This window comes from Salipiger sp. ABN3_019, from assembly GCF_056158605.1.
The window spans coordinates 1,600,116-1,626,998 of record NZ_JBSWTP010000009.1 but is presented as its reverse complement, the minus strand read 5'-3'; the positions used below and the strand labels follow the sequence as shown (position 1 = coordinate 1,626,998).

Annotated in this window: 24 protein-coding genes and 2 tRNA genes; 13 read left to right on the top strand and 13 right to left on the bottom strand. The window is 65.2% G+C overall.

Annotated elements, in window-relative coordinates; translation table 11 throughout:
* Positions 1 to 104: 104 nt before the first annotated feature.
* The 3 genes from ACXAD2_RS15980 (at position 105) to ACXAD2_RS15970 (ending at position 3,671) form a co-directional block, all read left to right on the top strand.
* A complete protein-coding gene (locus ACXAD2_RS15980) occupies positions 105 to 869 on the top strand; it encodes an HAD-IIB family hydrolase (protein ID WP_475171846.1) in 765 nt (254 codons plus the stop codon).
* A 12-nt stretch (positions 870 to 881) separates the two neighbouring features.
* Entirely contained in the window at positions 882 to 2,102 is a 1,221-nt protein-coding gene (locus tag ACXAD2_RS15975; RefSeq protein WP_164183882.1) for a glycosyltransferase family protein, read from the top strand.
* 183 nt (positions 2,103 to 2,285) lie between these two features.
* Positions 2,286 to 3,671, top strand: a complete 1,386-nt coding sequence (locus ACXAD2_RS15970; RefSeq protein ID WP_475171841.1) for a GntP family permease — start codon at positions 2,286 to 2,288, stop codon at positions 3,669 to 3,671.
* Positions 3,672 to 3,717: 46 nt separating this feature from the next.
* Here the strand turns inward: ACXAD2_RS15970 and ACXAD2_RS15965 are convergent, their stop codons facing one another.
* Positions 3,718 to 4,356 carry a DedA family protein gene (locus ACXAD2_RS15965; RefSeq protein ID WP_475171838.1) on the bottom strand — a complete coding sequence of 213 codons (639 nt, stop codon included), beginning with the start codon at positions 4,354 to 4,356 and terminating at the stop codon, positions 3,718 to 3,720.
* 128 nt (positions 4,357 to 4,484) lie between these two features.
* The gene (locus ACXAD2_RS15960) at positions 4,485 to 6,218 is read right to left on the bottom strand and encodes an alpha-amylase family glycosyl hydrolase (protein ID WP_066105708.1); all 1,734 of its coding nucleotides are present in this window, start codon (positions 6,216 to 6,218) and stop codon (positions 4,485 to 4,487) included.
* Positions 6,219 to 6,606: 388 nt separating this feature from the next.
* Between ACXAD2_RS15960 and purU the strand changes: the two genes are divergently transcribed.
* The gene (gene purU, locus ACXAD2_RS15955; RefSeq protein WP_475171836.1) at positions 6,607 to 7,494 is read left to right on the top strand and encodes a formyltetrahydrofolate deformylase; all 888 of its coding nucleotides are present in this window, start codon (positions 6,607 to 6,609) and stop codon (positions 7,492 to 7,494) included.
* Between the two features lie 253 nt (positions 7,495 to 7,747).
* Here purU and mfd read toward each other — a convergent pair whose 3' ends face one another.
* Together mfd and ACXAD2_RS15945 are read right to left on the bottom strand one after the other, a co-directional pair.
* Positions 7,748 to 11,245, bottom strand: a complete 3,498-nt coding sequence (mfd, locus tag ACXAD2_RS15950; RefSeq protein WP_475171835.1) for a transcription-repair coupling factor — start codon at positions 11,243 to 11,245, stop codon at positions 7,748 to 7,750.
* A 31-nt stretch (positions 11,246 to 11,276) separates the two neighbouring features.
* Positions 11,277 to 11,801, bottom strand: a complete 525-nt coding sequence (locus ACXAD2_RS15945; RefSeq protein ID WP_066105700.1) for a component of SufBCD complex — start codon at positions 11,799 to 11,801, stop codon at positions 11,277 to 11,279.
* 213 nt (positions 11,802 to 12,014) lie between these two features.
* Between ACXAD2_RS15945 and hemB the strand changes: the two genes are divergently transcribed.
* Together hemB and ACXAD2_RS15935 are read left to right on the top strand one after the other, a co-directional pair.
* Positions 12,015 to 13,025 (top strand): porphobilinogen synthase, encoded by a 1,011-nt coding sequence (gene hemB / locus ACXAD2_RS15940; RefSeq protein WP_475171834.1) that lies wholly within the window; start codon positions 12,015 to 12,017, stop codon positions 13,023 to 13,025.
* A 142-nt stretch (positions 13,026 to 13,167) separates the two neighbouring features.
* On the top strand, positions 13,168 to 13,722 hold the full coding sequence (locus ACXAD2_RS15935; RefSeq protein WP_164184898.1) for a lipid-binding SYLF domain-containing protein: 555 nt from the start codon (positions 13,168 to 13,170) through the stop codon (positions 13,720 to 13,722).
* A 160-nt stretch (positions 13,723 to 13,882) separates the two neighbouring features.
* On the opposite strand, the gene ACXAD2_RS15930 is transcribed toward ACXAD2_RS15935, so the two are convergent.
* Entirely contained in the window at positions 13,883 to 14,152 is a 270-nt protein-coding gene (locus tag ACXAD2_RS15930; protein WP_066105693.1) for an usg protein, read from the bottom strand.
* 192 nt (positions 14,153 to 14,344) lie between these two features.
* On the opposite strand from ACXAD2_RS15930, the gene gyrA reads away from it, so the two are divergent.
* Positions 14,345 to 17,113 (top strand): DNA gyrase subunit A, encoded by a 2,769-nt coding sequence (gyrA, locus tag ACXAD2_RS15925; protein WP_475171830.1) that lies wholly within the window; start codon positions 14,345 to 14,347, stop codon positions 17,111 to 17,113.
* Positions 17,114 to 17,303: 190 nt separating this feature from the next.
* Positions 17,304 to 17,996, top strand: a complete 693-nt coding sequence (locus tag ACXAD2_RS15920) for a M48 family metalloprotease (protein WP_475171828.1) — start codon at positions 17,304 to 17,306, stop codon at positions 17,994 to 17,996.
* Between the two features lie 18 nt (positions 17,997 to 18,014).
* Here the strand turns inward: ACXAD2_RS15920 and ACXAD2_RS15915 are convergent, their stop codons facing one another.
* The 4 genes from ACXAD2_RS15915 to ACXAD2_RS15900 all read right to left on the bottom strand — a co-directional run bounded on the left by ACXAD2_RS15915 (position 18,015) and on the right by ACXAD2_RS15900 (position 20,567).
* Positions 18,015 to 18,581 carry a DoxX family membrane protein gene (locus ACXAD2_RS15915; RefSeq protein WP_475171825.1) on the bottom strand — a complete coding sequence of 189 codons (567 nt, stop codon included), beginning with the start codon at positions 18,579 to 18,581 and terminating at the stop codon, positions 18,015 to 18,017.
* Positions 18,578 to 19,339, bottom strand: a complete 762-nt coding sequence (locus tag ACXAD2_RS15910; RefSeq protein WP_475171823.1) for an HvfC/BufC family peptide modification chaperone — start codon at positions 19,337 to 19,339, stop codon at positions 18,578 to 18,580. Before ACXAD2_RS15910 ends, ACXAD2_RS15915 begins: the two co-directional genes overlap by 4 nt.
* Positions 19,336 to 20,178: an MNIO family bufferin maturase gene (gene bufB / locus ACXAD2_RS15905; RefSeq protein ID WP_475171821.1), complete on the bottom strand. Its 843-nt coding sequence runs from the start codon at positions 20,176 to 20,178 to the stop codon at positions 19,336 to 19,338. The genes ACXAD2_RS15910 and bufB overlap by 4 nt, the downstream gene beginning before the upstream one ends.
* Before the next feature lie 83 nt (positions 20,179 to 20,261).
* Complete coding sequence (locus tag ACXAD2_RS15900) at positions 20,262 to 20,567, bottom strand: BufA1 family periplasmic bufferin-type metallophore (protein ID WP_475171819.1); 306 nt, start codon at positions 20,565 to 20,567, stop codon at positions 20,262 to 20,264.
* Positions 20,568 to 20,767: 200 nt separating this feature from the next.
* Between ACXAD2_RS15900 and ACXAD2_RS15895 the strand changes: the two genes are divergently transcribed.
* The 4 genes from ACXAD2_RS15895 to ACXAD2_RS15880 all read left to right on the top strand — a co-directional run bounded on the left by ACXAD2_RS15895 (position 20,768) and on the right by ACXAD2_RS15880 (position 22,862).
* Positions 20,768 to 21,334: a sigma-70 family RNA polymerase sigma factor gene (locus ACXAD2_RS15895; protein WP_475171817.1), complete on the top strand. Its 567-nt coding sequence runs from the start codon at positions 20,768 to 20,770 to the stop codon at positions 21,332 to 21,334.
* Positions 21,316 to 21,918 (top strand): NrsF family protein, encoded by a 603-nt coding sequence (locus ACXAD2_RS15890; protein ID WP_475171815.1) that lies wholly within the window; start codon positions 21,316 to 21,318, stop codon positions 21,916 to 21,918. Before ACXAD2_RS15895 ends, ACXAD2_RS15890 begins: the two co-directional genes overlap by 19 nt.
* 256 nt (positions 21,919 to 22,174) lie before the next feature.
* On the top strand, positions 22,175 to 22,570 hold the full coding sequence (locus tag ACXAD2_RS15885; protein ID WP_475171814.1) for a hypothetical protein: 396 nt from the start codon (positions 22,175 to 22,177) through the stop codon (positions 22,568 to 22,570).
* A 112-nt stretch (positions 22,571 to 22,682) separates the two neighbouring features.
* Entirely contained in the window at positions 22,683 to 22,862 is a 180-nt protein-coding gene (locus tag ACXAD2_RS15880) for a hypothetical protein (protein WP_475171812.1), read from the top strand.
* A gap of 228 nt (positions 22,863 to 23,090) precedes the next feature.
* Here ACXAD2_RS15880 and ACXAD2_RS15875 read toward each other — a convergent pair.
* Positions 23,091 to 23,166: transfer RNA gene (locus ACXAD2_RS15875), tRNA-Val, on the bottom strand.
* Positions 23,167 to 23,200: 34 nt separating this feature from the next.
* A complete protein-coding gene (gene soxR, locus ACXAD2_RS15870; RefSeq protein WP_475171808.1) occupies positions 23,201 to 23,668 on the bottom strand; it encodes a redox-sensitive transcriptional activator SoxR in 468 nt (155 codons plus the stop codon).
* Positions 23,669 to 23,764: 96 nt separating this feature from the next.
* Here soxR and ACXAD2_RS15865 point away from each other — a divergent pair, with 96 nt between their 5' ends.
* Entirely contained in the window at positions 23,765 to 23,962 is a 198-nt protein-coding gene (locus ACXAD2_RS15865) for a hypothetical protein (protein WP_475171806.1), read from the top strand.
* A gap of 65 nt (positions 23,963 to 24,027) precedes the next feature.
* Here the strand turns inward: ACXAD2_RS15865 and ACXAD2_RS15860 are convergent.
* Positions 24,028 to 24,102: transfer RNA gene (locus tag ACXAD2_RS15860), tRNA-Val, on the bottom strand.
* 293 nt (positions 24,103 to 24,395) lie between these two features.
* Positions 24,396 to 26,801 carry an endopeptidase La gene (gene lon / locus ACXAD2_RS15855; RefSeq protein WP_475171805.1) on the bottom strand — a complete coding sequence of 802 codons (2,406 nt, stop codon included), beginning with the start codon at positions 26,799 to 26,801 and terminating at the stop codon, positions 24,396 to 24,398.
* Between the last annotated feature and the right edge of the window lie 82 nt (positions 26,802 to 26,883).

Here is a 26,883-nt window from a genome sequence, read left to right as displayed (position 1 = left end):
TTCCACCCAATCCCCGCATCTTAGTCATTTCCTCGGCGCGGGCCTGTTCCCTTCCCCGATCCCATCGGCTTAACTGACCTCGGGGACAGAATAAGGAGCAGGGTTTGCGGCTGGCGGTTTTCACCGATCTCGACGGGACGCTGCTCGATCATGGCAGCTACTCCTATGCCGCGGCGCAGCCCGCCCTCAGCGCGCTGAAGGCGCGCGGCATCCCGTTGATCCTCGCCTCCTCCAAGACCGCCGCCGAGATTGCGCCGCTGCATGCCGAGCTGGGCCTCGGCGACTGGCCCGCCATCGTCGAGAACGGCGCCGACCGGATCGCGCCCGGCGCGCTCTCCGAGGATGCGCCGGTTTACGAAAAACTGCGCGAAGCGCTGGCGGCCCTTCCGCAACAATCCCAGCATTTCAAAGGCTTCGGCGATATGGACGCTGCCGAGGTGGCGCGGGTCACCGGCCTGCCCCTCGATGGCGCCGCACTGGCCCGCAAACGCCGCTTCACCGAGCCCGGCCTCTGGTCCGGCAGCGAGGCCGAGCAGGATGACTTCCTTACGGCGCTGGCCGAGCGGGGCATCCACGCCCGCAAGGGCGGCCGCTTTCTCACGCTGTCCTTTGGCGGCACCAAGGCGCAGCAAATGGCGGGCATCCTGCACGATTTGGGCTGCGACACCGCCATCGCGCTTGGCGACGCCCCCAATGACATCGAAATGATCGAGAGCGCCGATCATGGCGTCATCATCCGCAACGATCATGGCAACGGCATCCCGCCCTTGCCGGGCGAACAGACGGGCCAAATCCGCCGCACCGCCCTGCCCGGCCCCGAGGGCTGGAACACCGCCATTCTTTCACTACTCGACGACCTCGGGCTCTAGGAGACTACCGCCATGGCCGACTTCCAGCAGAACGGCAATATTGCCCAGTTCCACAACCTGCGCTCGCGCCCCATCGAAGAGATGATCTACGAGCTCGAGACCTACGCGCAGAGCCGGAAAATCTCGCTGATCCTGCCCTCGCTCTTTTCCGAGCTCGAAGGCGACGCGCTGCCCAACATCCTGTCGGAACTGAGCAAGGTCACCTATCTGCACCGCATCGTCATCGGCCTCGACCGCGCCGATGAGGCCCAGTACCGCCACGCCCGCGAGTTCTTTTCGGTGCTGCCGCAACAGACCACGGTGATCTGGAACGACAGCCCGCGCATGCTCGAGATCATGGGACGGCTCGAGGCGCTCGGCCTTGCGCCGCAGGAGCCCGGCAAGGGCAAGAACGTCTGGGGCTGCATGGGCTATCTCATCTCCTGCGCCGACAGTTCGGTCATGGCGATCCACGATTGCGACATCGTCACCTACACGCGCGAGCTTCTCGACCGGCTGGTCTACCCGGTGGCCAACCCCACCTTCAGCTATCAACTCTCGAAGGGCTATTACCCGCGCGTCGGCGGTGGAAAACTCAATGGCCGGGTCACCCGCCTGCTGGTCTCGCCGCTGCTGATCGCGCTCAAGCGCACCATCGGAGACCGCGATTACATCGACTACCTGCGCGCCTTCCGCTACCCGCTGTCGGGCGAGATGGCGCTGCGCACCGGCCTGCTGCCGGACCTGCGCATTCCCTCGGACTGGGGGCTCGAGATCGGCGTTCTGTCAGAGGCATGGCGCAACCTTGGCCCGCGGCAGGTGTGTCAGGTCGAGATCGCCGACATCTATGACCACAAACATCAGGATCTGTCGCAGGAAGACGCCTCCAAAGGTCTGTCGCGCATGTCCGTCGACATCTGCAAGGCGATCTTCCGCAAGCTTGCCGCCGACGGCACGGTGTTCACCCCGCATGTCTTCCGCACGCTGAAGGCCACCTACTACCGCTCCGCGCTCGACCTGCTGGAGGCCTATTCGGCGGATGCCAAGATGAACGGTCTGACCATCGACCGCCACGCCGAAGAGCGCAGCATCGAGATGTTCGGCGAGAACATCGTGCGCGCCGGGCAGCTGTTCATCGAGAACCCGCAGGAGACGCCCTTCATTCCCACGTGGAACCGGGTGCATTCCGCTGATCCCTCGCTGCTGGCCGATTTCCGCGCAGCGGTGGCGGCAGATGAGGCCGAATTCGGCTGAAGCCCGCCGACCTCACGTCACAGTGATCACAGATCCCTTGCGACGTCGCGTCCTTCACCGGGACGTCGCATTGACCTCCCCTAACTCTCGTCCGAGTAGAGGATTTTTAGAGCCCTGCCCGCGCCGGACCTCCCATGCCCGGTGCCTCCCCGCGGGGTGCTTCAAATCGAGAGGAGGAGAAGAATGGGTCTCATTGGGATCATAGTGTCGCTTGGCCTGCTGATGTATCTGGCTTACCGCGGCATCAACGTGCTGATCCTGGCACCGCTTCTGGCCATGCTGGCCGTGCTGATGTCGGGCGGTCTGCCGGTTCTGGCCACCTATACGCAGGTCTTCATGAAGTCGCTCGGCGGCTATGTGATCACCTATTTCCCGCTGTTCCTGCTGGGCGCGATCTTCGGCAAGGTCATGGCCGATGGCGGCGCGGCACGAACCATCGCCGAGAAGATCGTCGAATGGGTCGGCGGGGATCGCGCGATCCTCGCGGTCGTTCTGGCCTGCGGCGTGCTTACCTTCGGCGGCGTGTCGCTCTTTGTGGTGGCCTTCGCCATCTACCCGATCGCCAACGCGCTGTTCCGCCGCGCTGACGTGCCCAAGCGCCTGCTGCCCGCAGCCATCGCGCTCGGCTCGTTCACCTTCACCATGACCGCCTTCCCCGGCACCCCGGCGATCCAGAACGCGATCCCGATCCCGTTCTTCGGCACCAACGTCTTTGCGGCGCCGCTGCTGGGCACGCTGGCGGGTCTGATCATGCTGGCGGGCGGCACGCTGTGGCTGAGCCGCCGCGCCAAGGCCGCGCAGGGCCGCGGCGAGGGCTACGGCACCCATGAGCGCACCGCAGCGGATTCCTCGCTGCCCGAGGATGCCGACCGTCCGGGCTTTGCCGCGGCGATCGCGCCGGTGATTGCGGTGATCGCGCTCAACGCGCTGTTCACCTATGTGGTGATCCCCAACATGACCGCCGACTACCTCGCAGACCCGCAATACGGCGAGACCTCGCTGTCGCGCGTCGCGGGCATCTGGGCGATCATCGTATCGCTGGTGGTCTCGATCATCCTTGCCGTGGCGCTGAACTGGCGCCGCTTCGCGGACGTGAAAGAGACGGTGAACAACGGCACGATGGGCTCGCTCCTGCCGATCTTCAACACCGCCTCCGAGGTTGGTTACGGCGCGGTCATCGCCTCGCTGCCCGCCTTCGGGCTGATCCGTGACGCGGTGCTGGGCCTCTTTCCCGAGAACCCGGTCGCCTCGCTGGCGGTGGCGGTGAACGTGCTTGCGGGCATCACCGGCTCGGCCTCGGGCGGCATGTCCATCGCGCTCAACGCGCTTGGCGAGCAATTCGCGGCCATGGGCATGGACCAGGGCGTCTCCATGGGGCTCATGCACCGGGTGACGGCGCTGTCCTCGGGCGGCTTTGACGCGCTGCCGCACAATGGCGCGGTGATCACCCTGCTGGCGATCACCGGCATGACCCACAAGAAGAGCTATGCCGATATCTTCGTGGTCGCCGTGGCGATCCCGGTCTTCGCGACGATCACCGTGATCGTGCTGGGCTCGCTGGGTCTCTGACGCAGCGCACAGACGACCGCAAAGGGGCGCCGCTGGCGCCCCTTTTTTATGCCTCGGTCTGATCCTCTCGCGCGCCCGCCTTGCGGGTCTTGCGCCGCCCGTAGGTGGCCACGCGCCAGATGTAGACGCCGACGATCCCCACGACCACGGCGGTAGAGACCGGATCAAGCCAGCCCGCCACCAGCCCATATTGCGAGCCCAGCACGAACCCCGCGGAGGCCAGAAACGCGGTCCAGCTGACCGTGCCCACCGCCGAGAAGGCCATGAAGCTCGCCAGCGGCATCCGCGCCACGCCCGCGGGCACCGAGATGAAGGTGCGCACCGTCGGGATCAGCCGCCCGATAAGCACCGCGCTGCCGCCATGACGGGTGAACCAATCGTTGGAGCGGTCGAGGTCTTCGGGAAGAATGGTGAGCCAGCGGCCATGTTTCGCGGCCAGCCGCTTCAGCCGGTGCGTGCCCAGCTTGCGCCCGATCCAGTACCAGAACAGCGCACCGGCCAGCGAGCCGAGCGAGCCCGCGACGATCACCCAAAACAGATGCTCGGTCCCGGCGGCGGCGTTGAACCCACCCAGCGGCATGATCAGTTCGGACGGGATCGGCGGGAAGACGTTTTCGAGGAACATCAGCACACCGATGCCAAACGCTCCTACCGCGTCAATGAACCCCGAGATCCAGTCGAACATGCCACCCTCCAGACGTTTGCACTGGCAAACGCGCGACAGCGACCGAAGGTTCACCGCCCGCTTCGTCTAGACACAAATATCCCGGGGGAGTCCGCCACCGGCGGACGGGGGCAGCGCCCCCCAGCCCCCTACCCTTGGTTCGAAATCCAGCGGCACTGATAAGGCGCCAACGTCACCGGCCCGGCCTCGATGGTCTCGCCCGACAGCAGGTCGACCCAATGCTCGTCGGCGATCAGGTTCAGCCCCTCGTGCGGGATCACCACCTCTTCGTCCGAGCAATTGTGCAGCGCAAAGATCGACTGCGAGCGGTCCAGCGACTGCCGCCACAGGCCAAACACCCGCTCGTCGAGATTGAGCGTGAACTGCGTCGCGTTGGGATGGAAACCCGCCTGCTCGGCGCGCAGCTTAAGCCGGTCCGACAGCATCTCCAGCACCTGCGCATGTACCGTCTCGGGATCATCGAGATAGGCGTTGAGCTGCCCATAGTCCCAGCGGTGGCGGTTGATCGCCCGGTTCATCCCGCGCCGCTGCACCGCCTCAAGGTCATTGGGCGTGCCCAGCATCGAGTGGATGTAGAAGGCCGGGATCCCCTCCAGCGACATGACGATGGTCTGCGAGCACAGGAACCGCGGCAGATGCTGGTCATCCTCGCCCTTATAGGTGCGCGCCATGGCAGCAAAGAAGGCGCAGTTGAGCTCATAGACGCTCTCGCCGCCGCCGGGCAGCGAACGCATGGAGGCCAGCCCGCCCAGTTCCTTGGCGGTGTCGATGACCTTGCCCACTTCCTCGGGCGGCAGCAGCCCCTCGGCGGGGCGCATGCCGATGCCGTCGTGCGACGCGGTGAAGTTGAGGTAGGCGCAGCCCAGCGGCGCGGGCGGCATGGCGCGCTGCCAGTCGTTGAGATATTTCGCCGTCCCCGCCATCATCGCGTGCAGCACCAGCGGTGGCAGCGGGAAGTTGTAGACCATATGCGCTTCGTTGCGGTGCCCGAAATACGAGAGGTTCTCGGCCTTCGGCACATTGGTCTCGGTCAGCAGGATGACGCTTTCGGTGGCGTAATCCATCAGCAGCCGCAGCAGGCGGATCACCGCATGGGTCTGCGGCAGGTGGATGCAGTTGGTGCCGATCTCCTTCCACAGGAAGGCCACCGCGTCGAGCCGGATGATCCGCACGCCATTGTCCACATGCAGACGGATGATGCGCAGGATCTCCAGCAGCACCTCGGGGTTGCGGAAGTCGAGGTCGATCTGGTCGTGGCTGAAGGTGCACCAGACATAGCGCGTGCCCATCGCCGTCTCGACCTCCTGCAGCAGCGGCGTCGTGCGCGGGCGCACCACCATTGACACATCATCGTCCGGCGAGGCCTCGAAGAAGAACTCGTCAAAAGGCTTCTGCCCCTGCCGGTAGGCGTTGAACCACACCCCCTGCGAAGACACATGGTTGAGCACCAGATCCGACATCAGGTGGAACTCGTCGCCGATGCGGGTGATGTCCACCCAGTCGCCAAGCTGCGGGTTCACCTTGCGATAGTCGGTCACCGCAAAGCCATCGTCCGAGGTGAAGGGGAAGAACGGCAGCACATGCACGCCGTTGACCACGCCCTTCATCCGGCTGCGCAGGAAGTGGTTCATCAAATCCAGCGGCTTGTGGCTGCCGTCGATCAGACTGTCGCCATAAGTGATCAGCACCGCATCTTTTTGCGACCACAGATTGTTGCCCGGTTTGCGCGGTTGACGGCGGCGGCTCTTGTTCTCGGGCCAGAAGGCGTCGATGACCTGACTGGACAGGATGTCGGCATTGAGATCGGGATAAATGAAATGCAGAAGTTCTGAAAGGCGGGCGCTGAAGGAAGTTTCGGTCATGAAAACGGGTCTCGACGGGTCCGGGTTTGCAGGCCGGGAAGCCGAGAGGACGGCACGGACTTCCGGGCGCTTTCCCTTGGGGTAAGGCCTCCTTCCCTATTTCACAAGCGGTTAGTCCGCAAACACACCTCTGAGGTGCATCTTCCCGCATCGCCGTCGCCCGCGCATTGGGCAACGACGCGCTCTGCCCGGCCGCCTGCCCTATGCCGCGTTGCCGGGCAGGAGTTTCCGATGGCGTCCCTGTCGCATCTGCCGAGAAACATGTCGCCCCGGCACCGCGCAAGCGCAGAAAGTTGCGCTTTGATGGCGCGGTATTCCGCTTGACCTCCCCCGGCGCAGGCGGCAGCGAGATCCCCAGACAGATTTTCGGGAAAGAAACGGACCGATCATGAGCTCCTCCTACGCCCTCACCGTGCAATGCCCCTCGACCCGCGGCATCGTCGCCGCCATCTCCGGCTTTCTGGCCGAGCAGGGCTGCAATATCACCGACAGCGCCCAGTTCGACGATTTGGCCACCGGCAATTTCTTCATGCGGGTCAGCTTCCGCAGCGAGACCGGCGCCGAGATCGCCGCGCTGGAAGAGGCGCTCGCCGCCGTGGCCGAGAGCTTCGGCATGAATTTCGCCTTCCATGACGAGGCGGCGAAGATGAAAGTGGTGGTGATGGTCAGCCGCTTCGGCCATTGCCTCAACGACCTGCTCTACCGCTGCCGCATCGGCGCGCTGCCGGTGGAGATCGTCGCGGTGATCTCCAATCACATGGACTACCAAAAGGTGGTGGTGAACGCCGACATCCCCTTCCACTGCATCAAGGTCACCAAGGAGAACAAGCCGCAGGCCGAGGCGGCGATCATGCAGGTGGTCGAGGACGCAGGCGCCGAGCTCATTGTGCTGGCGCGCTACATGCAGATCCTCAGCGACGAGATGTGCCGCAAGATGTCGGGGCGGATCATCAACATCCACCACAGCTTCCTGCCCAGCTTCAAGGGCGCCAACCCCTACAAGCAGGCCTATCAGCGCGGCGTGAAGCTGATCGGCGCGACCTCGCATTACGTCACCGCCGACCTCGACGAAGGCCCGATCATCGAGCAGGACATCGTGCGTGTCACCCACGCGCAATCGCCCGAGGATTATGTCTCGCTGGGCCGCGACGTCGAGGCACAAGTGCTGGCCCGCGCCATCCACGCGCATGCCCACCGGCGGGTCTTCATCAACGGCGACAAGACCGTGGTCTTCCCCGCCTCGCCGGGCAGCTACAGCTCGGAACGCATGGGCTGAGACGCGGCGCTTTTGCCCGATATCCCCGCCCGCGGCACGCTCCGGCCTGCCTCCGGCGGGGATATTTTCATCTAGACGAAGCGGCAGCCTACGTCTCTTCGTCTAGACCCAAATATCCCGGGGGAGACGCGCGCAGCGCGGCGGGGGCAGAGCCCCCTACATCTAGCAGCGCCGCAGGTCGTGCGGCGGGGGCAGAGCCCCCTGCCTCTAGCAGCGCCGCAGGTCGTGCGGCGGGGGCAGAGCCCCCTCTACCTCAGCCCTTCTTGGCCTTGCGCGGCTTCACCGTGCCCGCTTTTTCCGCAAGGTCACGGGCGATGGCGAAGGCACCCTTGATCTTGTCCACATCGTTGGCCCAGTCGCGGCGGACGACGATCTTATTGTCCTTGATCTTCGCCAGACCGTTCTGCGCTTGGATGAATTCCACCAGCCCCTCGGGCTTGGCAAATTTGTCGTTGTGGAACTGGATCGTCGCGCCCTTCGGGCCGCCGTCAAGCTTGGCGATCCCGGCGCGTTTGCACATCGCCTTGATCCGCACCACCAGCATCAGCGTGTTGACCTCTTTCGGCAGCTTGCCGAAACGGTCGATCAGCTCGGCGGCGAAGCCCTCGAGTTCAACCTTCGTGGTCAGCTCCGACAGGCGGCGGTAGAGGCCAAGGCGCACGTCGAGATCGGGCACATAATCCTCGGGGATCAGTACCGGCACGCCGAGGTTGATCTGCGGTGCCCATTGCCCGTCATCGTCGGTGAGCCCTTCGAGCTGGCCCGACTTGATCTTGGCGATCGCCTCTTCGAGCATCGACTGGTAAAGCTCGTAGCCCACGTCGCGCATCTGGCCCGATTGTTCCTCGCCCAGCAGGTTGCCGGCGCCGCGGATGTCGAGGTCCTGGCTGGCGAGCGTAAAGCCCGCGCCCAGCGTGTCGAGCGAGCCCAGCACGCGCAGGCGCTTTTCGGCGCTGTCGGTGAGCTTGGTGCGCGGCTTGGTGGTCAGATAGGCATAGGCGCGGGTCTTGGAGCGCCCGACCCGGCCGCGGATCTGATAAAGCTGCGACAGGCCGAACATATCGGCGCGGTGCACCACCATCGTGTTGGCGGTGGGAATGTCGAGGCCCGACTCGACAATCGTCGTCGCCAGCAGCACGTCGTATTTGCCGTCGTAGAAGGCGTTCATCCGGTCGTCGAGTTCCCCCGCCGCCATCTGGCCATGCGCCACGACGAAGGAGACCTCGGGCACCTGTTCGCGCAGGAATTCCTCTATTTCGGGAAGATCCGAAATGCGCGGCACCACAAAGAAGCTCTGGCCGCCGCGATAATGCTCGCGCAGCAGCGCCTCGCGGATGGTCACCGGATCGAACTCGGACACATAGGTGCGGATCGACAGCCGGTCCACGGGCGGCGTGCCGATGATCGACAGATCGCGCACGCCCGAAAGCGAGAGTTGCAGCGTGCGCGGGATCGGCGTCGCGGTCAGCGTCAGCACGTGGATGTCCGAGCGCAGCTGCTTCAGCCGTTCCTTGTGACCAACGCCGAAATGCTGCTCTTCGTCGATGATCAGCAGCCCGAGGTTATTGAAGCGGATATTCTTTGAGAGCAGCGCATGGGTGCCCACGGCAATGTCCACCGTGCCCTTGGAGATGCCGTCGCGGGTCTTGGCGGCATCGCCCGAGGTGACGAAGCGCGACAGCGGCGCGACGTTGAGCGGGAAGCCCCGGAAGCGCTCGGCAAAGCTCTTGTAGTGCTGGCGGGCGAGCAGCGTCGTGGGCGCGATCACCGCCACCTGCACGCCGGACATGGCGGCGACGAAGGCGGCGCGCATCGCCACCTCGGTCTTGCCGAAGCCCACGTCGCCGCAGATCAGCCGGTCCATCGGGTTGCCGCTGGTCATATCGGCCAGCACATCCTCGATGGCGCTCATCTGGTCGTCGGTCTCATTGTAGGGAAAGCGGGCGCAGAAGCTTTCCCACGCGCCGGGCGGCGGGTCGATGATCGGCGCTTTGCGCAGGGCGCGTTCGGCCGCCACGCGGATGAGCTTGTCGGCCATCTCGCGGATGCGTTCCTTGAGGCGCGCCTTCTTGGCCTGCCACGCGCCGCCGCCAAGCTTGTCGAGCAGCCCCTCGTCATGACCGTAGCGCGACAGCAGTTCGATGTTCTCTACCGGCAGGTAGAGCCGCGCGCCCTCGGCGTATTCCAGCAGCAGGCATTCATGCGCCGCCCCGGCGGCGGTGATCACCTCCAGCCCCTGATAGCGCCCGATGCCGAAATCCACATGCACCACCAGATCGCCCGGAGTGAGCGACTGCGCTTCGGTGAGGAAGTTCTCGGCCTTACGGCGTTTCTTCGGCGCGCGGATCAGCCGGTCGCCCAGCACGTCCTGTTCCGAGATCACGGTGATCTTGCCGCCGCTCTTGGGATCGCCCCACGGCGCAACAAAGCCCTGCTCCAGCCCCCAGACCGCCAGATGCAGCCCGCGCTTGCCGATGCGGGTGCCATCCATGACCGGGATCGCCTCGGCCAGCCCCTCGTCCTCGATGAGGCCCGTGAGACGCTCGCGCGCGCCTTCGGACCAAGAGGCGATCAGCACCGGCCCTTCGGAGAGCTGTTTCTTCACGTGATCGGCGAGCGCGGCGAACAGGCTGATGTTCTCTTGCTGCCGCTCGGGGGCGAAGCTGCGCCCGATGCGCCCGCCCGCGTCCACCACACCCGGACCGCTGGCCTGCGGCAGCGGGTTGAACTGCACCACGCGGCGCGCACCGAAGGCGGCATCCCAGCCCGGCTCGTCGAGATAGAGCAGCCCCGGCGGCACCGGCTTATAGACCGAGTCGATGCGGCCCTTTTGGGTCATCGCGTGGCGGCGCGTCTCATACTGGTCGGTGATGCTGTCCCAGCGGGCGATGCGCGCGGGGGTGATCTGATCGTCCATCAGCACCGGCGCGCCGGGCATATAGTCGAAGAGCGTCTCGAGCTTTTCGTGGAAGAACGGCAGCCAATGCTCCATCCCCTGCGTCTTGCGCCCGGCGCTGACCGCCTCGTAAAGCGGATCATCCGAGCCCGCCGCGCCGAACTCGATGCGGTAGTTCTGCCGGAATCGGGTGATCGCCGCCTCGTCGAGGATCACCTCGGAGACCGGCGCCAGTTCCACCAGATCAAGCTTTTCCGTGGTGCGCTGGCTGACCGGATCAAAGCGCCGCGCGCCGTCCAGCACGTCGCCGAAGAGGTCGAGCCGCACCGGCCCGCCCTCACCCGGCGGAAAGATGTCGATGATCCCGCCGCGCACCGCGTAATCGCCCGGCTCATGCACCGTGGGCGCGTTGGAAAAGCCCATGCGTACGAGGAAGCTGCGTAGCCCCGCCTCGTCGATCCGGTCGCCCACCCGCGCGGCAAAGGCCGCCTCGCGCAGGATCTCGCGCGCCGGAATGCGCTGCATCGCCGCCGAGAGCGTGGTCAGCAGCACATAGCGCTGCGGCATGCCGTGCACGAGCCCCGCGAGGGTCGACATACGCGTGGCCGAAATATCGGGGTTGGGCGAGACCCTGTCATAGGGCAGGCAGTCCCAGCCCGGAAAGCTCACCACCGGCATGCCGGGGTCGAAGAAGGCCAGCGCCTCGCGCAGCGCCGCAAGGCGCTTGTCGTCGCGGGCGATATGCAGCACAGGCCCGCCGGTCTTTTCGACCTCGGCAAGGATGAGCTTGGCGTCGAACCCCTCGGGCGCGCCGCCCATGGTGATACCGGCCATCTGGGTAAGTGACTGGGACATGCCGCTCAAATGGCGCGCCCGCAGCGCCGCGTCAACCGAGAACGCCGTGCCCGAGGTTTTGATACATGCCCCACATGGCGGTGACGAAGATCGAGATCATGCCGATCACCTGCGTCCAGAAGCGATGCACCGTCAGCTTGCGCCACAGCGCCTCGCCGCTCAGGCGACGATTGCGAATGCGCTCGGCGGTGGCGATGCCCATCAGCCCCACCAGAGAGAGCGGAAAGCCGAGCAGGAACAGCGCCTGCGCCAGTTCGATATCATACCAGAAGCCGAGGCTTGCCAGCATGGTCAGCACCGCCGCGCCAAGCCCGACAACCCAGAGCCCCGCCGTCTCGATGATAAAGAGCCGCCGGTTCACGTTGATGCGCACCATGTCTTCGAGGTCCAGCGCCGCCTGCCCACCCTGACGGCGCGCGCGCCCCACCATGTCGAAGGGCACGCCCAGCACCCAATGGCTGGTGCTCGACCATGTGACGGCGAGCGCGATCCAGAACCACAGGTTGGAAAACGACCGAAGGTCGATGGTTTCGGAGACGAGGCCGGTCAGGTCCACGGCGTATCCACTTTTTCAGCCGGGCCGCAGCGGCCCATTCCCTTTTGCCCGCGGGGCCTTGGTCGAGGCCGCCCCAGCCCGGCGCGCGGGCGGGCCCCGGCGCCATCGCCGGTCTCGCAGAGGTGTTCCCTGCCCGGGCGGCAGCCCTTGTGACAGGCGTCTTTCCATGCCACCCAAGGGAAACCTTGACAAGGGATACGAAGGACACGCCCGATGAAACCCGTGATTGCCGCCTTTCCTGCCACACGTCTGCGCCGGCTGCGCAAATCCCCTGCGATCCGCGCCCTGACCCAGCAGACGCAGCTCACGCCCGGCGATTTCATCTGGCCGGTCTTCGTGCGCGATGGCGAAGGCATTTCGGAGCCCATCGCCTCGATGCCCGGGGTGAACCGGCTGTCGGTGGACAAGGTGGTCGAGGCGGCGCGCGAGGCGCATGCGCTCGGCATCCCGGCGATCTGCCTGTTTCCCTATACCGATCCGTCGTTGAAGACCGAGGATTGCGCCGAGGCGTGGAACCCCGAGAACCTGTCGAACCGCGCCACCCGCGCCATCAAGGACGCGGTGCCGGAGATCGCGGTGATGACCGATGTGGCGCTCGATCCTTACAATATCACCGGCCATGACGGCTTCATCGAGAATGGCGAGATCGTCAACGACCGCACCGTCGAGGCGCTGGTGAAACAGGCGCTGAGCCAGGCCCGCGCCGGGGCCGATATCATCGGCCCGTCGGACATGATGGACGGGCGCATCGGCGCGATCCGTTCCGAACTGGAACGCGAGGGCTTCCAGAACGTGCTGCTGCTGACCTATGCGGCGAAATATGCCTCGGGCTTTTATGGCCCGTTCCGCGACGCGGTGGGCGCTTCCGGGGCCCTCAAAGGCGCGCTGGCGGGCGATAAGCAAAGCTATCAGATGCAGCCCGGCAATTCCGACGAGGCGATGCGGCTGATCGAGCGCGACCTGCTCGAAGGCGCCGATATGATCATGGTCAAGCCCGGCATGCCCTATCTCGACATCTGCCGCCGCGCCAAGGACATGTTCGGCGCGCCCACTTTTGCCTATCAGGTGTCGGGCGAATACGCGATGCTGGCCGGCGCCTTCGAGAACGGCTGGCTCGACCGCGACAAGGTCATGCTCGAGAGCCTGATCGCCTTCAAACGCTCGGGCTGCGACGGGGTGCTGACCTATTTCGCCCCCGCCGCCGCGCGTTTGCTCAACGGCTAGCGGGCTGCCGCCGCGTCCGCGCATGATCTAGTGACAGGCCCGCGCGGCCTGCCTATACTTGCGCCAGACAACCGGCGGGACAGCCGGAGAGTGAGGCTTGGCCGGGACATGCCGGCCCGTAGATCGACGAGGAACGAGCAGAATGAACAACACTCGACGGGGACTCCTTATGGGGCTCGGCGCCACGGGGCTTCTGGCCGCCTGTGGCAATGGCGTGGGCAGCAGCGGCGCGGCGACCATCGACGCGCGCGTCGATGCGACGCTGAGCCAGATGTTCGCGCAATATCCCGGCACACGGAACCTGCAGGCGAAATCCTCGGGCATGCTGGTGATGCCGCTGGTGACCGAAGCCGGTCTCGGGCTCGGCGGCGCCTATGGCCGCGGCGCGCTGCGGGTGAATGGCGCCACGGTGGATTACTACTCGGTGGTCAAGGGATCCGGCGGACTGCAGATCGGCGCCCAGCAATATGCCCATGTGCTGTTCTTCATGACCGAGGAATCGCTGATGAACTTCCGCCGCTCGCCGGGCTGGGCCGCGGGCGCCAACATCGAATACGCGATCCCCGAGGGCGGCGAGACGCTGGCGGCAGAGACCACCACCTCGCTGGCCCCGATCATCGCGGTGATCTTCGGCAAATCGGGCCTGCATCTCGGCGCGACGCTGGAAGGCGTGAAATACACCCGTATCATTCCCTGATACGCAAGCGGAAACGGGCTGTATGAGGGGGCGCTGCCCCCTCTTCGCTGCGCGAATTCACCCCCGGCGTATTTTGCAAGAGAAGAAGGGCCCGCGCGCGATGCCGGGCCCTTCTTCTCTTTTCAAATACGCATAATCCGGCCGCGCGGGTAGCGCCGCGTCAGTGGTAATGGAACTCGCCCACCACCTGCCGCCACTCGCCGCCCGAGAGCATCTTGCGGTGGGTGAAGCGCACGGAATGCAGCGGCCCCTCGATCTCGTCCTGCCAGAACTCGATGAACTTGAAGAGCCGCGGATGGTCCGGCGCGAGATCATACTCCTGCCAGACAAATGTGTTCAGCACGTTGCGATAGTCGGGCATCCGGTAGAAAAGCTCGGCCGTGGTCAGCCCATAGCCCTTCAGCATCAGTTCCGTGGCGCTCTGCTCCATTGGCTTTACCTCGCATGACAACCATGTAACAAGCGTGCCGCGAGCATTCTTAGTTTTCAACGAAAACAGTATGTTAGCCACCATGCGCGGTGGCTGCCAGAAATCGGAACCCGGCGCCATTGCGCCCAACACCTAGCATCTGATATAACTCGCTGTAACAAGATATAGAGAAATCACGGACGGGCGAGCAACGTGAACGACACGCCGGAAACCCCTGAAAACGAAGACGAAACCCCGCGCCCCGAGCGTTCCTCTTACGACGGGCCGGCGATCTCGATCATCGACGAGATGAAGTCGAGCTATCTCGACTACGCCATGAGCGTCATCGTCAGCCGCGCGATCCCCGATCTGCGCGACGGCCTAAAACCTGTGCATCGGCGCATTCTCTACACGCTGTGGGAGAACGGGCAGACCAAGTCCAAATCCTACCGCAAATGCGCCACCGCCGTCGGCGACGTGATGGGCCGCTACCACCCACATGGCGACTCGGCGGTCTATGACGCACTGGTGCGTATGGCGCAGGATTTCTCCATGTCGCTGCCGCTGATCGACGGTCAGGGCAACTTCGGCTCCATGGACGGCGATCCGCCCGCCGCCTACCGTTACACCGAGGCGCGTCTCGACCGCACCGCCGAAGCCCTGCTCGAGGACATCGAGAAGGACACGGTGGATTTCGTCCCCAACTACGCCAACGAACGCAACGAGCCGGTGGTGCTGCCCGCGCGCTATCCCAACGTGCTGGTCAACGGCGCCGAGGGCATCGCCGTGGGTATGGCGACGCGCATCCCGCCGCACAACCTCGGCGAGGTGATCGACGCGACGCTGGCGCTGATCGAGAACCCGGACCTCTCGTCCGAGCAGCTCATTGACTATATCCCCGCCCCCGATTTCCCGACGGGCGGCGTGATCCTGGGGCGCTCCGGCGCGCGCAAGGCCTATCTCGAGGGCCGCGGCTCGGTGATCATCCGCGCCAAGACCCGCATCGAAGAGCTGCGCCGGGACCGCTACGCCATCGTCATCGACGAGATCCCCTATCAGGTGAACAAGGCGACGATGATCGAGCGCATCGCCGAATGCGTGCGCGAGAAGAAGATCGAAGGCATCGCCCATGTGCAGGACGAGAGCGACCGCTCTGGCGTGCGCGTGGTGGTCGAACTGAAGCGGGACGCCACCGCCGAGGTGGTTCTCAACCAGCTTTACCGCTTCACCCCGATGCAGGTCAGCTTCGGCTGCAACATGCTGGCGCTGAACGGTGGCAAGCCCGAGCAGCTGACCCTGCGCGCCTTCCTCACCGCCTTCCTCGACTTCCGCGAGGATGTGATCGCCCGCCGCACCGCCTATCTGCTGCGCAAGGCGCGGGAACGCTCGCATATCCTCTGCGGCCTTGCGGTGGCGGTGGCCAATGTCGACGAGGTGGTGGCGACCATCCGCGCCTCGGCCGATGCCTCGGAAGCGCGTGAAAAGCTGATGACCCGCCGCTGGCCGGCCGAGGAAATCGCGCCGTTCATCCGTCTGATCGACGATCCGACCCACAAGATGAACGACGATGGCACCTACAACCTGTCGGAAACGCAGGCCCGCGCCATCCTCGAGCTGCGCCTGCAGCGCCTCACCCAGCTGGGCGTGAAAGAGGTCACCGACGAGCTCGAAGATCTCGCCGGGAAGATCAAGGAATACCTCGAGATCCTCGGCTCGCGCGAGCGCATCCTCGAGATCATCTCGAACGAGATGATCGCGGTCCGGGACCAGTTCGCCGTGCCGCGCCGCACCGAGATCGTCGACTGGGCCGGCGACATGGACGACGAGGACCTGATCGAGCGTGAGGACATGGTCGTCACGGTCACCCAGTCGGGCTATATCAAGCGCACCCCGCTGGCCGATTTCCGCGCCCAGAAGCGCGGCGGCAAGGGGCTGTCGGGCGGCGGCCTCAAAGAGGACGACGTGGTCACCCAGCTCTTCGTGGCCAACACCCACACGCAGCTGCTGTTCTTCACCACCGACGGCATGGCCTATAAGCTCAAATGCTGGCGCCTGCCGCAGGGGGGCCGCACCTCCAAGGGCAAGGCCATCGTCAACATCCTGCCGATCCCGCAGGGCGTGTCGGTGGCGGCGATCATGCCGGTGGACCGCCCCGAGGATGACTGGGACGATCTGCAGATCGTCTTCGCCACCAACAAGGGCTCGGTGCGCCGCAACCGCCTGTCGGACTTCACCAACGTCAAATCGAACGGCAAGATCGCCATGAAGTTCGAAGACGGCGAGGACATGCGCCTGATCAACGCGCGCATCTGCTCGGAAGAGGACGACGTGATGCTGGTCACCAACTCCGGCCGCGCCATCCGCTTCCCGGTGCCGGACGTGCGGGTGTTCAACTCGCGCAACTCCACCGGTGTGCGCGGCGTGAAGCTCAACAATGGTGACGAGGTGGTCTCGATGTCGGTGATCCGGCACTTCGATGCGACCTCGGATGAGCGCGCTTCCTACCTCAAGATGCGCCGCGCCATGGCCGGGATCGCCGATGAGGCCGAAGCCTCGGAAGAGGAGGAAGGCAACGCCGACAGCCTGCTGCCCGCCGAGCGCTACGCCGAGATGTCGGCGGTCGAGAACCTGATTCTGACGATCACCGCCAAGGGCCTCGGCAAGCTCAGCTCCAGCCACGACTACCCGGTGCGCGGCCGCGGCGGGCTTGGCGTCACCGCATGGGAGAAATCCATGCGCGGCGGCGAGATCGTGGCCTCCTTCCCGGTCGAGATGGACGATCAGATCATGCTCGCCACCTCCACCGGTCAGTCGATCCGCGTGCCGGTCGACGGCATCTCGTTCCGCTCGCGCAACGCCGGCGGCGTGAAGGTGTTCAACACACGCGCCGGTGAGGTCGTGGTCTCGGTCGCCTGGATCGCCGATCAGGGCGACGAGGACGAGGTGGCCGGTGAGGCAGATGGAGAAACCTCCGAGGAGTGATCCCCGGCGCCAGTTCCGAAGCAAATACGACGTCCCGGCCTTAGCATGGCCGGGACGTTTCTTTTTGAGTATTTGTCGAAAGATGAAAGCCCGCCCCTTTCATCTTTCCGCAAATACTCACTCTGCACGGGCCGCAGCATCAGGGCGATGAGGGCTTGGCGCGCCCTGCCCGCATGCCCATATTGACCCCATGCTGAAGTTCATGCCGATCCTGCTGGCCATCGCCTATGCCGTCGTCGCCTATCACTTCTCGGCGTGGCGCACCGCGCGCGAGCTTGATGGCCACTCGACCGAACTGGCCGACCCGAAGCTCAAGGCGCTGACCGACCGGATGGCGGCGGCGCTCGACCTGCCGCGAATCCGTGTGAACATCTATGAGATCGCGCCCGTCAACGGGCTGGCGGCGCCGGATGGGCGGATCTTCATCACCCGCGGCTTCTATGATCGCTACAAGGCGGGCGAGGTGAGCGCCGAGGAACTGGCCTCGGTCATCGCGCATGAGCTGGGCCATGTGGCGCTGGGGCACTCGCGGCGGCGGATGATCGATTTTTCCGGCCAGAACGCGATCCGCGCGGCGCTGGCCATGGTTTTTGCGCGCTTCATTCCCGGACTCGGGCCGCTCATCGCGAATATGCTCACCTCGCTGTTGGCGGCGCGGCTGTCGCGCGGCGATGAATATGAGGCCGATGCCTATGCCGCGGCGCTGCTGCACAAGGCCGGGATCGGCGTCGGGCCGCAGAAATCGCTTTTCACCAAGCTGGAAGCGCTGAGCGGCGGCGGCGGGCGCGGCATGCCTGCGTGGCTGCTCTCGCACCCTAAGACATCCGAGCGGATTGCGGCGCTCGAGGCGCTGGAAGCGCGTTGGACGGCGGTCGAAAGCTGAGGCCGCGCCCTGCCCGGATCAGGCGCGCAGCCAGCGGCGGCGCAGCCAGTGGTCGAGCGACAGCCAGCCGCCTCCTGTCAGCGCGAGCGTGGTGAACAGAAAGCCCCAGAGCAGCCTTTGATCGAGGATCGGCGCATCCGGCTGGCGATCGAAGAGCGCGCCGATGGCCGAGGCATCGACGCCATGGCCGATGATGTCGGTGAGGCTCATGACGATCACGAAGCCCAGCATGCCCAATGCGGCGAGCCGCGTGGCAAGGCCGAGGATCAGCAGCAGCGGCAGGATAAGCTCCGCTGCGGTGCCTGCGGCAACCACCAGATGCGCGGCGAGGCCAAGCTGGCTGGCGTCATAATTCACCGCCTCCATGGCGCGCGGAAAGATCTGCGCGTAGCCGTTGAGCGAGAGCCCGAAGCCGTCGATCTTGGTCAGTGCCGAGGACCAGAAGAAACCCGCCAGCGTGGCGGCAAAGACCGCGCGCCCGGCAAGACCAAGCAGCCCCGGCGCGGCGGCGAGAAGCGCGCGCTCGGCGCGCAGCAGATGCGCTTTCAGGTCCGGCGCGGCGGTATGGGGGAGCACATGGGTCATGGGGCTGGGTCTCCGTGGATGAGGGCTTCGTCTGCGGCAAAGGCACCGGCCTCGAACAGGCATCCGAAGATGGCGGCGTGATCTGCGCCGATGGGCAGCGCGGCGCCGAGCGGGGTGCCGCGGGCAAGGGCGCGCAGCGTGGCTGCCGTCCCCTCCGGCGCGGGAAAGGTCAGCACCTTGAGATGCGGGCGGCTGACCAGCACCTCTCTGGCGCGGCTCTGCGCCAGATCGGGCCGCGCCGCGTTGCGTGCCCAGATCGCCAATGCCGAGGGGCCGAGGGTCAGCACCCGCAGCGCCGGGTGAAGGCGCGGGCAGAGCGCCGCCAAAGCTTCGGGCGGCAGACCCGCCAGTGCGCCGGGCGCCAGCGGCGCTGCGTCAGCAGATTGGCTGGCGTCGCGGCGGGCCTGCTCGATGCGGGCCACATCCGCGAGGTAGGAGAGCGCGGCAAGCGGCGGGAAGTCCGCGATCCAATCGGCAAGCTCTGCGCCATAGGTCGCCATCACCGGGCTGCGCGGCGGATGCGCTTGCGCGAAGGTGCGGGCCATGGCGCGAAAGTATTCCTCGCCCACCAGACGCTCGACCACCGGAAAGGCCGCCGAGAGCGCCTCGGTGAGTGCGACGCTGACGTTGTTGCGGTAGACGTCATAGCGCCGCGTGGCCGCCGCCCCCGAGGGATCGCGCAGCGCCGCCGGGCGCGGCGCCTCGGGCGACAGAAGCGCGCTGGCAAAGGTTTGCGTGAAAGCGCCCGGCCCGCTCATGCCGCCCTCCGCCGTGCCATGACCTGCGTGGCACGCGCGGCCTCGGTCTCGAGGGTGGCGAAATCGGGCACGTCATTGTCCCATTCGATCAGCGTCGGGCGCGGGCCGATGCGGGCGATGACATCCGCATAGAGCGCCCAGACCGGATCGGCCACCGGCGCCCCATGGGTGTCGATGAGCAGCGGCGCGCCCTGCCCGTCTTCCTCTTCGGCGTAGCCCGCGAGGTGAATCTCGCCCACCTCCTCGACCGGATAATCGGCGAGATAGGCGGCGGCGGATGTTCCAAGGTTGCTGGCGGAGATAAAGACGTTGTTGATGTCCAAGAGCAGCCCGCAGCCGGTGCGCCGGGCCACCTGTGCAAGGAAATCGGTCTCGCTCATCGTGCTCTCGGCAAACACCGCATAGCTCGAGGGGTTCTCGAGCAGCATCCGCAGGCCGAGGCTTTGCTGCACCTCCTCTACATGCGCGGCGACACGGGCCAGCGTGGCCTCGGTGTAGGGCAGCGGCAGCAGGTCGCTGAAATAGGTGCCCTCATGGGTCGACCACGCGAGATGCTCGGAAAACTGCGCCGGGCGAACCCGGTCGATCAGGCGGCGGAGCCGGGCCAGATGCGTGCGGTCGAGCGGCTCGGCACCGCCAATCGACAGCCCGACGCCATGCACCGAGATCGGAAAGCGCGCGCGCAGATCGTCCAGCATGGCAAGCCGCGGGCCGCCGTCGACCATGTAATTCTCGGCGTGGATCTCCAGCCAGCTTACCGCTCCCGGGCTGGCAAGATCGTCAAAATGCTGGGATTTGAAGCCGATGCCAGCGGTGTTGGGCAGATGGGTCGGGTGCATTGTCAGAGCCTCCCTCAAGGCGCTTGGGGACAGGGGCGCGCGGCAGCCCAAAGCGGGCCGCCACGCGCATCGCGCTGGGGCGATCAGCCCTTCGGCAGGTCGCGCTCCAGCGGCTCGAGCGAGCCCATGCGGGCCATGCCATCGGCCATGGCGGGCAGCTCGATCTCGGCGCAGGTGCCGGCGGGCACCAGCGTCCAGGCGTTGCCCTGATAATCCACCGAGGAGGTGCCGGCGCAGGTGGTGCCGGGGCCCGCGGCGCAGCCGTTCTCGCCCGCCATGGCGACGCCGTAGCACTTCTCCTGCTCTTGGGCGTGGGCGGCGCCGGTCATTTGCGCGAGACCGGCGGCGACGGCACCGGCGAGGGCGAGATGTTTGCTGTGAATGGTCATGTCAGTCTCTCCAGAATTGGCCAGAATTGGCTCGCAGTTCTCATCGTCTGCACCGGGGTCTTCGGCATGGCGGGGGGATTTGTTACGGCGCTCGCGCTTCTGTGATAGTCTGGAAATATTCCGTGGGCGCTGTAACGCGGCGCCTCGCGCGCCCGTATGCGCAGTCAGATGCCCGAAGAGCAGGACCGGACCGGACGCCGATGAAAGCCCCCGCACGCGGACAGGATGAAGAGATCGAGACGCTAATGCGCGCCGCGCTCGGCGGTAACCGCAAGGCCTATGCCGCCTGCCTCGCGCGGCTGGTGCCGCGCATGCGCGCCATGGCCGCCAGCGATCTGCCCGGCCAGCACGCCCATCTGGCCGAGGACGTGGTGCAGGAGGCGCTCTTGTCAATCCACCTCAAGCGCGGCAGCTGGGACCCGTCGCGGCCGCTGATGCCCTGGGTGCGGGTGATCGTGAAGCACAAGGCGATCGACGTGCTGCGCAAGACCCCGAAGGCCCCGCATGAGCCGGTCGAGGATCATCCGGGGCTGGACGCCCCTGCGGTAGATCCGCTGGCGGGGCTGCATCTGGAGCAGGCGCTGGCGCGGCTGCCCGCGCGCGACGCGGCGCTGGTGCGTGAACATGCAGTGAATGGCGTTGACGCCGAGACACTGTCGAAGGATTTCGATCTCAGCCCCGGTGCGCTGCGCGTCGCGCTGCACCGGGCGCTGAGACGACTGGCCGACGCGGCCAGAAAGGAGGAAGAATGGAAACCGATGAGCTGATCGCCGCGCTCAGCGCCGACGATATGCCCGCAAAGCGCCCGAACCTGCATTGGCGGATGGCCTTTGGCGTCGCGATTTCCATCGTGCTGATGCTGGTGTTCTGGGGCATGCGTCCGGGGTGGCCGGATGTGCTGCTCATGCTGCCGCTGTTGGTCAAACAGGGGCTTCCGGTGGTGCTGGCAGGGCTTGCTTGGGCCGTGCTGCGTGGCAGCGATCCCGAAGCGCAGGTGCCGCTCTGGCCGCTGGGGCTGCTGGCCGCTACCAGCGTCGCGGGCTGGCTGCTGTCGGCGCTCTCGGGCGGCGACGTTCTGGGGCAGTCGCTGTGGCAATGCCTGCTGTCGATCCCGGCGCTCGCCCTGCCCATCGCGATCGCCCTCTTCCGCGGCCTGCGGCACCGGATCGAGCCCCGCCCCGCGCGCACCGGCATGCTTGCCGGGCTGTTCGCGGGCGCCGCGGCGGCAGCGGTCTATGCGGTTCATTGCGACGAGGACAGCGCCGCCTTCTTCCTGCTGTGGTACGGTCTGGCGATCGTTCTCTGCGGGATTGTCGGACGGGTTGCAGGACGGCGCTGGCTGGGCGTTTAACCCCCCTCCTGCGGTCGGGTTCTCCGGCATTGACACAGGCTACCACCTACCGCCGCACATTGTTTTATGTTAAGTGTATTCATGGGGCATCTTCGGCATGCCACCCGTCCCCATAGGCTGCCGAACCTCCGTCGGACGGGCCTCTCGCCTCTCCCGCCCAAGTTTTTCTCCATGCCCCGAACGGCCCGATATTGCCGGGCCGAGTCGTTTGAATTCCATTTTTCAGAGACGAATTCAGACCCCGAAAGGAAAAGCCATGAAGTCCCTTCTAGCCGTTTCCGCCATGACGCTGGCGCTCGCCAGCGCCAGCCCTGCCGCCGCGCAAGATTCGCTGATCGACCAACTCTCGCACTATGTGCCCGACTCGGTGATCAGCCTGCTCGACAGCAGTGAAATCCTCGATGCGTTCACCATGACCCGCAGCAGCCAGTCGGACCTTCGGGCCGAGACGCGCGTCGAATATCTTGCGACCAGTGGCGCGGTGCCGCGCACCTATTCGACCCACCAGTTGAACAGTGTGGGGCGCTATCTGACCGATGCCGAGATGCAGAACATGTCGGCGCAGCACTTTGGCGACGCGCTGGCGATCATCGCCTCGAGCAAGCCCGAGGGTCAGAAAGCCGCGATGATCAGATCGCTGTCTTATCGCTGACCGCGTGATCGATTGAACGACGCCGGGGGCTGCGCATCGCCGCGGCCCCTTTTGCTGCAGCGCTTGCATCACGCTGGGAACTGAGGCTTCATCGCGGTATGAGGACCACTCGATGACCCCTGTTCGACCGATCTTCACCGCCTTTGCCTGCGCCGGGCTTCTCGTGCTTGGGGCCTGCGCCGCGCGTAAGCCAAGCGAGGCCGAAGTGCTGACCGTCGCCTGCAGCGCCGGCATCGCCGAGGCCTGCGGCTACCTCTCGCGCGGGCGCTCGGTCACCGGCACGCCGCTCTGAGATTTCCCCTGTCGGTTGGGGTCGCCCGTCAGGCGTATGGGAATATATTCGCCCACATGAAGGGGTCAGCGCGCATCCAAGAGCGCATGCGCCACAGCGCGCCGAATCTTTGAGAACAGCCAAGCCGCGGCTGAACGCGGATCATATACGCCAAGACGGGAAAACTGCGGCAAAGCGAAGCCCCAGCCCCACTCGGGCACCATCTAAAGCATTGATTTCATGGGAACATGGTGGGTGATGAGAGACTCGAACTCCCGACATCTTCGGTGTAAACGAAGCGCTCTACCAACTGAGCTAATCACCCGTGAGGGGCGGTTTAGCCAAGCTTGCGGCGGCTTTCAAGCCTCATCCTTCGTCAACTTGTCGATCCATCTGCGCGGCCCCGGTCCATCGGCTCCACGGCGGTCCGACGGGTTGTAGAGTGGGCAGCTTTCCAGCGACAGGCAGCCACAGCCGATGCAGCCGTCAAGCTCGTCCCGCAGCTGTTCGAGACGGCGGATCCGCGCGTCGATCCGGTCACGCCAGCCTTCCGATACCTGCTGCCATTCGGCCTTTCCAACCGGGCGCGTGCGCGGCAGCGCCGCGAGCATCTCGCGAATCTCGGCAAGCGGGATGCCCATCTGCTGAGCCACCCGAATGACGGCGACCCGGCGAAGCTCGCGTCTGTCGTAGCGCCGGTGGTTCGCGTCGGTGCGCCAGCTTTCGATCAGCCCTTCAGCCTCGTAGAAATGCAGCGTCGACACCGCCACTCCGGCGCGTTTGGCCATTTCGCCAACGCTCAGATCGCGGGCCTTTGGCTTCGGCATGACGTCTCTCCGGCAGGGAAATTGGCGCTTGACCTCAAGTGTACTTGAGGAAGCATTTTCACAGGCGTTCACCAACTCTGCAAGGAAAGAGACATCATGACCGCCCCGATCCGCACGTTCGAGACCCCCCGTACCCGCCGCCCTTCCCTTCGCGTGATCCTGCAGCGCTGGCTGACCCGGCGCCGCGCCGCGCATCGCGCTGCCGCGTTGCGGGCCAACCCGCATCTGGCGCGGGACATCGGCCTGTCCGAGCACGCTCAGGCGCCGCTGCCACCGCTGCGCTATCGGGACTGATGGCTTGATCTGGAAAGGAAAAAGGCGCGCCTCGGGGAAACCGATCAGCGCGCCTTTGGAAATAATGGTGGGTGATAAGAGATTTGAACTCCTGACATCTTCGATGTGAACGAAGCGCTCTACCACTGAGCTAATCACCCGGTAGGCGGGCTTTTACTGATAGGACCGGGAGGGCGCAAGAGGGATCAGAGCAAAAAATTCACAAATTTTTCGCCCGACGTGAGGGCACCTTCATCGGCCCGCGCGCGGGATAAAAACTGGGGCTCTGCCCCGTCCGCTTGCGCGGACTCCCCGGGATATTTTTATCTAGACGAAGCGGCATTTGAGGATTGATGGGGCCCATGAAGAAGGGGCGGACCCGAAGGCCCGCCCCTGAAGCTTTGCACTGAAGTTTTGCGAGGAACGGCGGCTTAATGCGTTGTCGCGCCGGTGCTTAATGCGCTGTCGCGCCCGTGGCCTTTTCTTCCTTCGCGCGCAGGGCGGCGGCGGCCTCTTCGGCCTCCTCGTCCCACTCGATGGGCTCGGGCTTGCCGATCAGCGCCATCTCCAGCACTTCCGAGACGTGCTTGACCGGGATGATCTCGAGCCCCTGCTTCACGTTGTCGGGCAGCTCGGCGAGGTCCTTCTCGTTCTCTTCGGGAATGAACACCGTCTTGATGCCGCCCCGCAGAGCCGCGAGCAGTTTCTCCTTGAGCCCGCCGATGGCCGACGCGTTGCCGCGCAGGGTGACCTCGCCGGTCATGGCGATGTCTTTGCGCACCGGCAGGCCGGTCAGCACCGAGACGATCGCCGTCACCATCGCGAGACCGGCCGAAGGGCCGTCTTTGGGCGTGGCGCCGTCCGGCACGTGGACGTGGATGTCCATCTTGTCGAACTTCGGCGGTTTCACCCCGATCTGCGGCGAGATCGAGCGCACATAGCTCGACGCGGCCTCGATCAACTCCTTCATCACATCGCCAAGCTTGCCGGTGGTTTTCATCCGGCCCTTGCCCGGCAGGCGCAGCGCTTCGATCTGCAGCAGATCGCCGCCGACCGACGTATAGGCAAGCCCGGTGACGACACCCACTTGGTTCTCATCCTCGGCCAGACCGTAGCGGTGTTTCTTCACGCCGAGGAAGTCGTCGAGATTTTCGCGCGTGACTTCCACGTGCTTGGTCTCGCCCTTGACGATCTTGGTCACGGCTTTCCGCGCGATCTTGGCCACTTCCCGTTCGAGGTTCCGCACACCGGCCTCGCGCGTGTAGTAGCGCAGGATATCGGTGAGCGCCTCATCGGTGATGGTGAACTCGCCCTTCTTCAGACCATGCGCCTTGATCTGCTTGTCGAGCAGGTGACGCTTGGTGATCTCGAGCTTCTCGTCCTCGGTGTAACCCGAGAGCGGGATGATCTCCATCCGGTCAAGCAGCGGGCCGGGCATGTTGTACGAGTTCGAGGTCGTCACGAACATGACGTTCGACAGATCGTATTCCACCTCGAGGTAGTGATCGACGAAGGTGCCGTTCTGTTCGGGGTCGAGCACCTCGAGCATTGCCGATGCGGGATCGCCACGGAAGTCCTGCCCCATCTTGTCGATCTCGTCGAGCAGGATGAGCGGGTTGGTGGTTTTCGCCTTTTTCAGCGCCTGAATGATCTTACCCGGCATCGAGCCGATGTAGGTCCGGCGGTGGCCACGGATCTCGAACTCGTCCCGCACGCCGCCTAGCGAGATGCGGATGAACTCGCGCCCGGTGGCCTTGGCCATCGACTTGCCCAGCGAGGTTTTACCCACGCCCGGCGGGCCGACGAGGCAGAGGATCGGGCCCTTCAGCTTTTGGCTGCGCGCCTGAACCGCAAGATATTCGACGATCCGTTCCTTGACCTTCTCGAGGCTGTAGTGGTCGTGATCGAGGATCTCCTGAGCACGGCCCAGATCCTTCTTCACGCGGCTTTTCACGCCCCATGGGATCGACAGCATCCAGTCGAGATAGTTGCGCACCACGGTTGCCTCAGCGGACATCGGGCTCATGTTGCGCAGCTTCTTGAGCTCGGCCTCGGCCTTTTCCTTGGCCTCTTTCGAGAGCTTGGTGGCCTCGATCTTTTCGGCCAGTTCGTTGATCTCGTTCTGGCCGTCTTCGCCGTCGCCGAGTTCCTTCTGAATGGCCTTCATCTGCTCATTCAGATAGTACTCGCGCTGGGTCTTCTCCATCTGGCTCTTGACGCGGGTCTTGATCTTCTTCTCGACCTGCAGAACCGACAGCTCACCCTGCATCAGGCCATAGACTTTCTCGAGGCGCTCGCTCACGGGCAGCGTTTCCAGAAGCTCCTGCTTCTGTTCCACCTCAATGCCGAGATGGCCCGCCACGAGGTCGGCCAGCTTGGCCGGATCGGTGGTTTCGGACACCGCCGAGAGCGCCTCTTCGGGGATGTTCTTCTTGACCTTGGCGTAGCGCTCGAACTCTTCGCCGACGGTGCGCACCAGCGCGGTGATCGCGGCGGTGTCGCCCGGCATCTCGGAAAGATACTCGGCCTTGGCTTCGAAGAAGCGGTCATTGTCGATGTATTCGGTAATCTTCACGCGCGCCTGCCCCTCGACCAGCACCTTCACGGTGCCGTCGGGCAGCTTGAGCAGCTGCAGCACGTTGGCCAGCACGCCAGCGCGATAGATGCCGTCGGAATCGGGATCGTCCACGGACGGGTCGATCTGGGCGGCAAGCAGGATCTGCTTGTCGTCGGCCATAACCTCTTCCAGCGCGTGCACCGATTTTTCGCGCCCCACGAAGAGCGGCACGATCATATGCGGAAACACAACAATGTCCCGCAGCGGCAGCACCGGATAGGATGTGTTGAGAGGCTGTTGCATACGCATTCCTTGCTAGTGGCAGGACGGTCTGGCCCCGGATATCGGCGACCCTTGCCGTCCCCTGTCGGAGTATTCAGGTGGG

What these genes read in the sequence shown, in the direction of transcription:
- ACXAD2_RS15975 (WP_164183882.1), top strand. Translation starts at nt 882, where the DNA reads ATGGCCGACTTCCAGCAGAACGGCAATATTGCCCAGTTCCACAACCTG.
- ACXAD2_RS15970 (WP_475171841.1), top strand. Translation starts at nt 2,286, where the DNA reads ATGGGTCTCATTGGGATCATAGTGTCGCTTGGCCTGCTGATGTATCTG.
- ACXAD2_RS15965 (WP_475171838.1), bottom strand. Translation starts at nt 4,356, where the DNA reads ATGTTCGACTGGATCTCGGGGTTCATTGACGCGGTAGGAGCGTTTGGC.
- ACXAD2_RS15960 (WP_066105708.1), bottom strand. Translation starts at nt 6,218, where the DNA reads ATGACCGAAACTTCCTTCAGCGCCCGCCTTTCAGAACTTCTGCATTTC.
- purU (WP_475171836.1), top strand. Translation starts at nt 6,607, where the DNA reads ATGAGCTCCTCCTACGCCCTCACCGTGCAATGCCCCTCGACCCGCGGC.
- mfd (WP_475171835.1), bottom strand. Translation starts at nt 11,245, where the DNA reads ATGTCCCAGTCACTTACCCAGATGGCCGGTATCACCATGGGCGGCGCG.
- hemB (WP_475171834.1), top strand. Translation starts at nt 12,015, where the DNA reads ATGAAACCCGTGATTGCCGCCTTTCCTGCCACACGTCTGCGCCGGCTG.
- ACXAD2_RS15935 (WP_164184898.1), top strand. Translation starts at nt 13,168, where the DNA reads ATGAACAACACTCGACGGGGACTCCTTATGGGGCTCGGCGCCACGGGG.
- ACXAD2_RS15930 (WP_066105693.1), bottom strand. Translation starts at nt 14,152, where the DNA reads ATGGAGCAGAGCGCCACGGAACTGATGCTGAAGGGCTATGGGCTGACC.
- ACXAD2_RS15920 (WP_475171828.1), top strand. Translation starts at nt 17,304, where the DNA reads ATGCTGAAGTTCATGCCGATCCTGCTGGCCATCGCCTATGCCGTCGTC.
- ACXAD2_RS15915 (WP_475171825.1), bottom strand. Translation starts at nt 18,581, where the DNA reads ATGACCCATGTGCTCCCCCATACCGCCGCGCCGGACCTGAAAGCGCAT.
- ACXAD2_RS15910 (WP_475171823.1), bottom strand. Translation starts at nt 19,339, where the DNA reads ATGAGCGGGCCGGGCGCTTTCACGCAAACCTTTGCCAGCGCGCTTCTG.
- bufB (WP_475171821.1), bottom strand. Translation starts at nt 20,178, where the DNA reads ATGCACCCGACCCATCTGCCCAACACCGCTGGCATCGGCTTCAAATCC.
- ACXAD2_RS15900 (WP_475171819.1), bottom strand. Translation starts at nt 20,567, where the DNA reads ATGACCATTCACAGCAAACATCTCGCCCTCGCCGGTGCCGTCGCCGCC.
- ACXAD2_RS15895 (WP_475171817.1), top strand. Translation starts at nt 20,768, where the DNA reads ATGAAAGCCCCCGCACGCGGACAGGATGAAGAGATCGAGACGCTAATG.
- ACXAD2_RS15890 (WP_475171815.1), top strand. Translation starts at nt 21,316, where the DNA reads ATGGAAACCGATGAGCTGATCGCCGCGCTCAGCGCCGACGATATGCCC.
- ACXAD2_RS15885 (WP_475171814.1), top strand. Translation starts at nt 22,175, where the DNA reads ATGAAGTCCCTTCTAGCCGTTTCCGCCATGACGCTGGCGCTCGCCAGC.
- ACXAD2_RS15880 (WP_475171812.1), top strand. Translation starts at nt 22,683, where the DNA reads ATGACCCCTGTTCGACCGATCTTCACCGCCTTTGCCTGCGCCGGGCTT.
- soxR (WP_475171808.1), bottom strand. Translation starts at nt 23,668, where the DNA reads ATGCCGAAGCCAAAGGCCCGCGATCTGAGCGTTGGCGAAATGGCCAAA.
- ACXAD2_RS15865 (WP_475171806.1), top strand. Translation starts at nt 23,765, where the DNA reads ATGACCGCCCCGATCCGCACGTTCGAGACCCCCCGTACCCGCCGCCCT.
- lon (WP_475171805.1), bottom strand. Translation starts at nt 26,801, where the DNA reads ATGCAACAGCCTCTCAACACATCCTATCCGGTGCTGCCGCTGCGGGAC.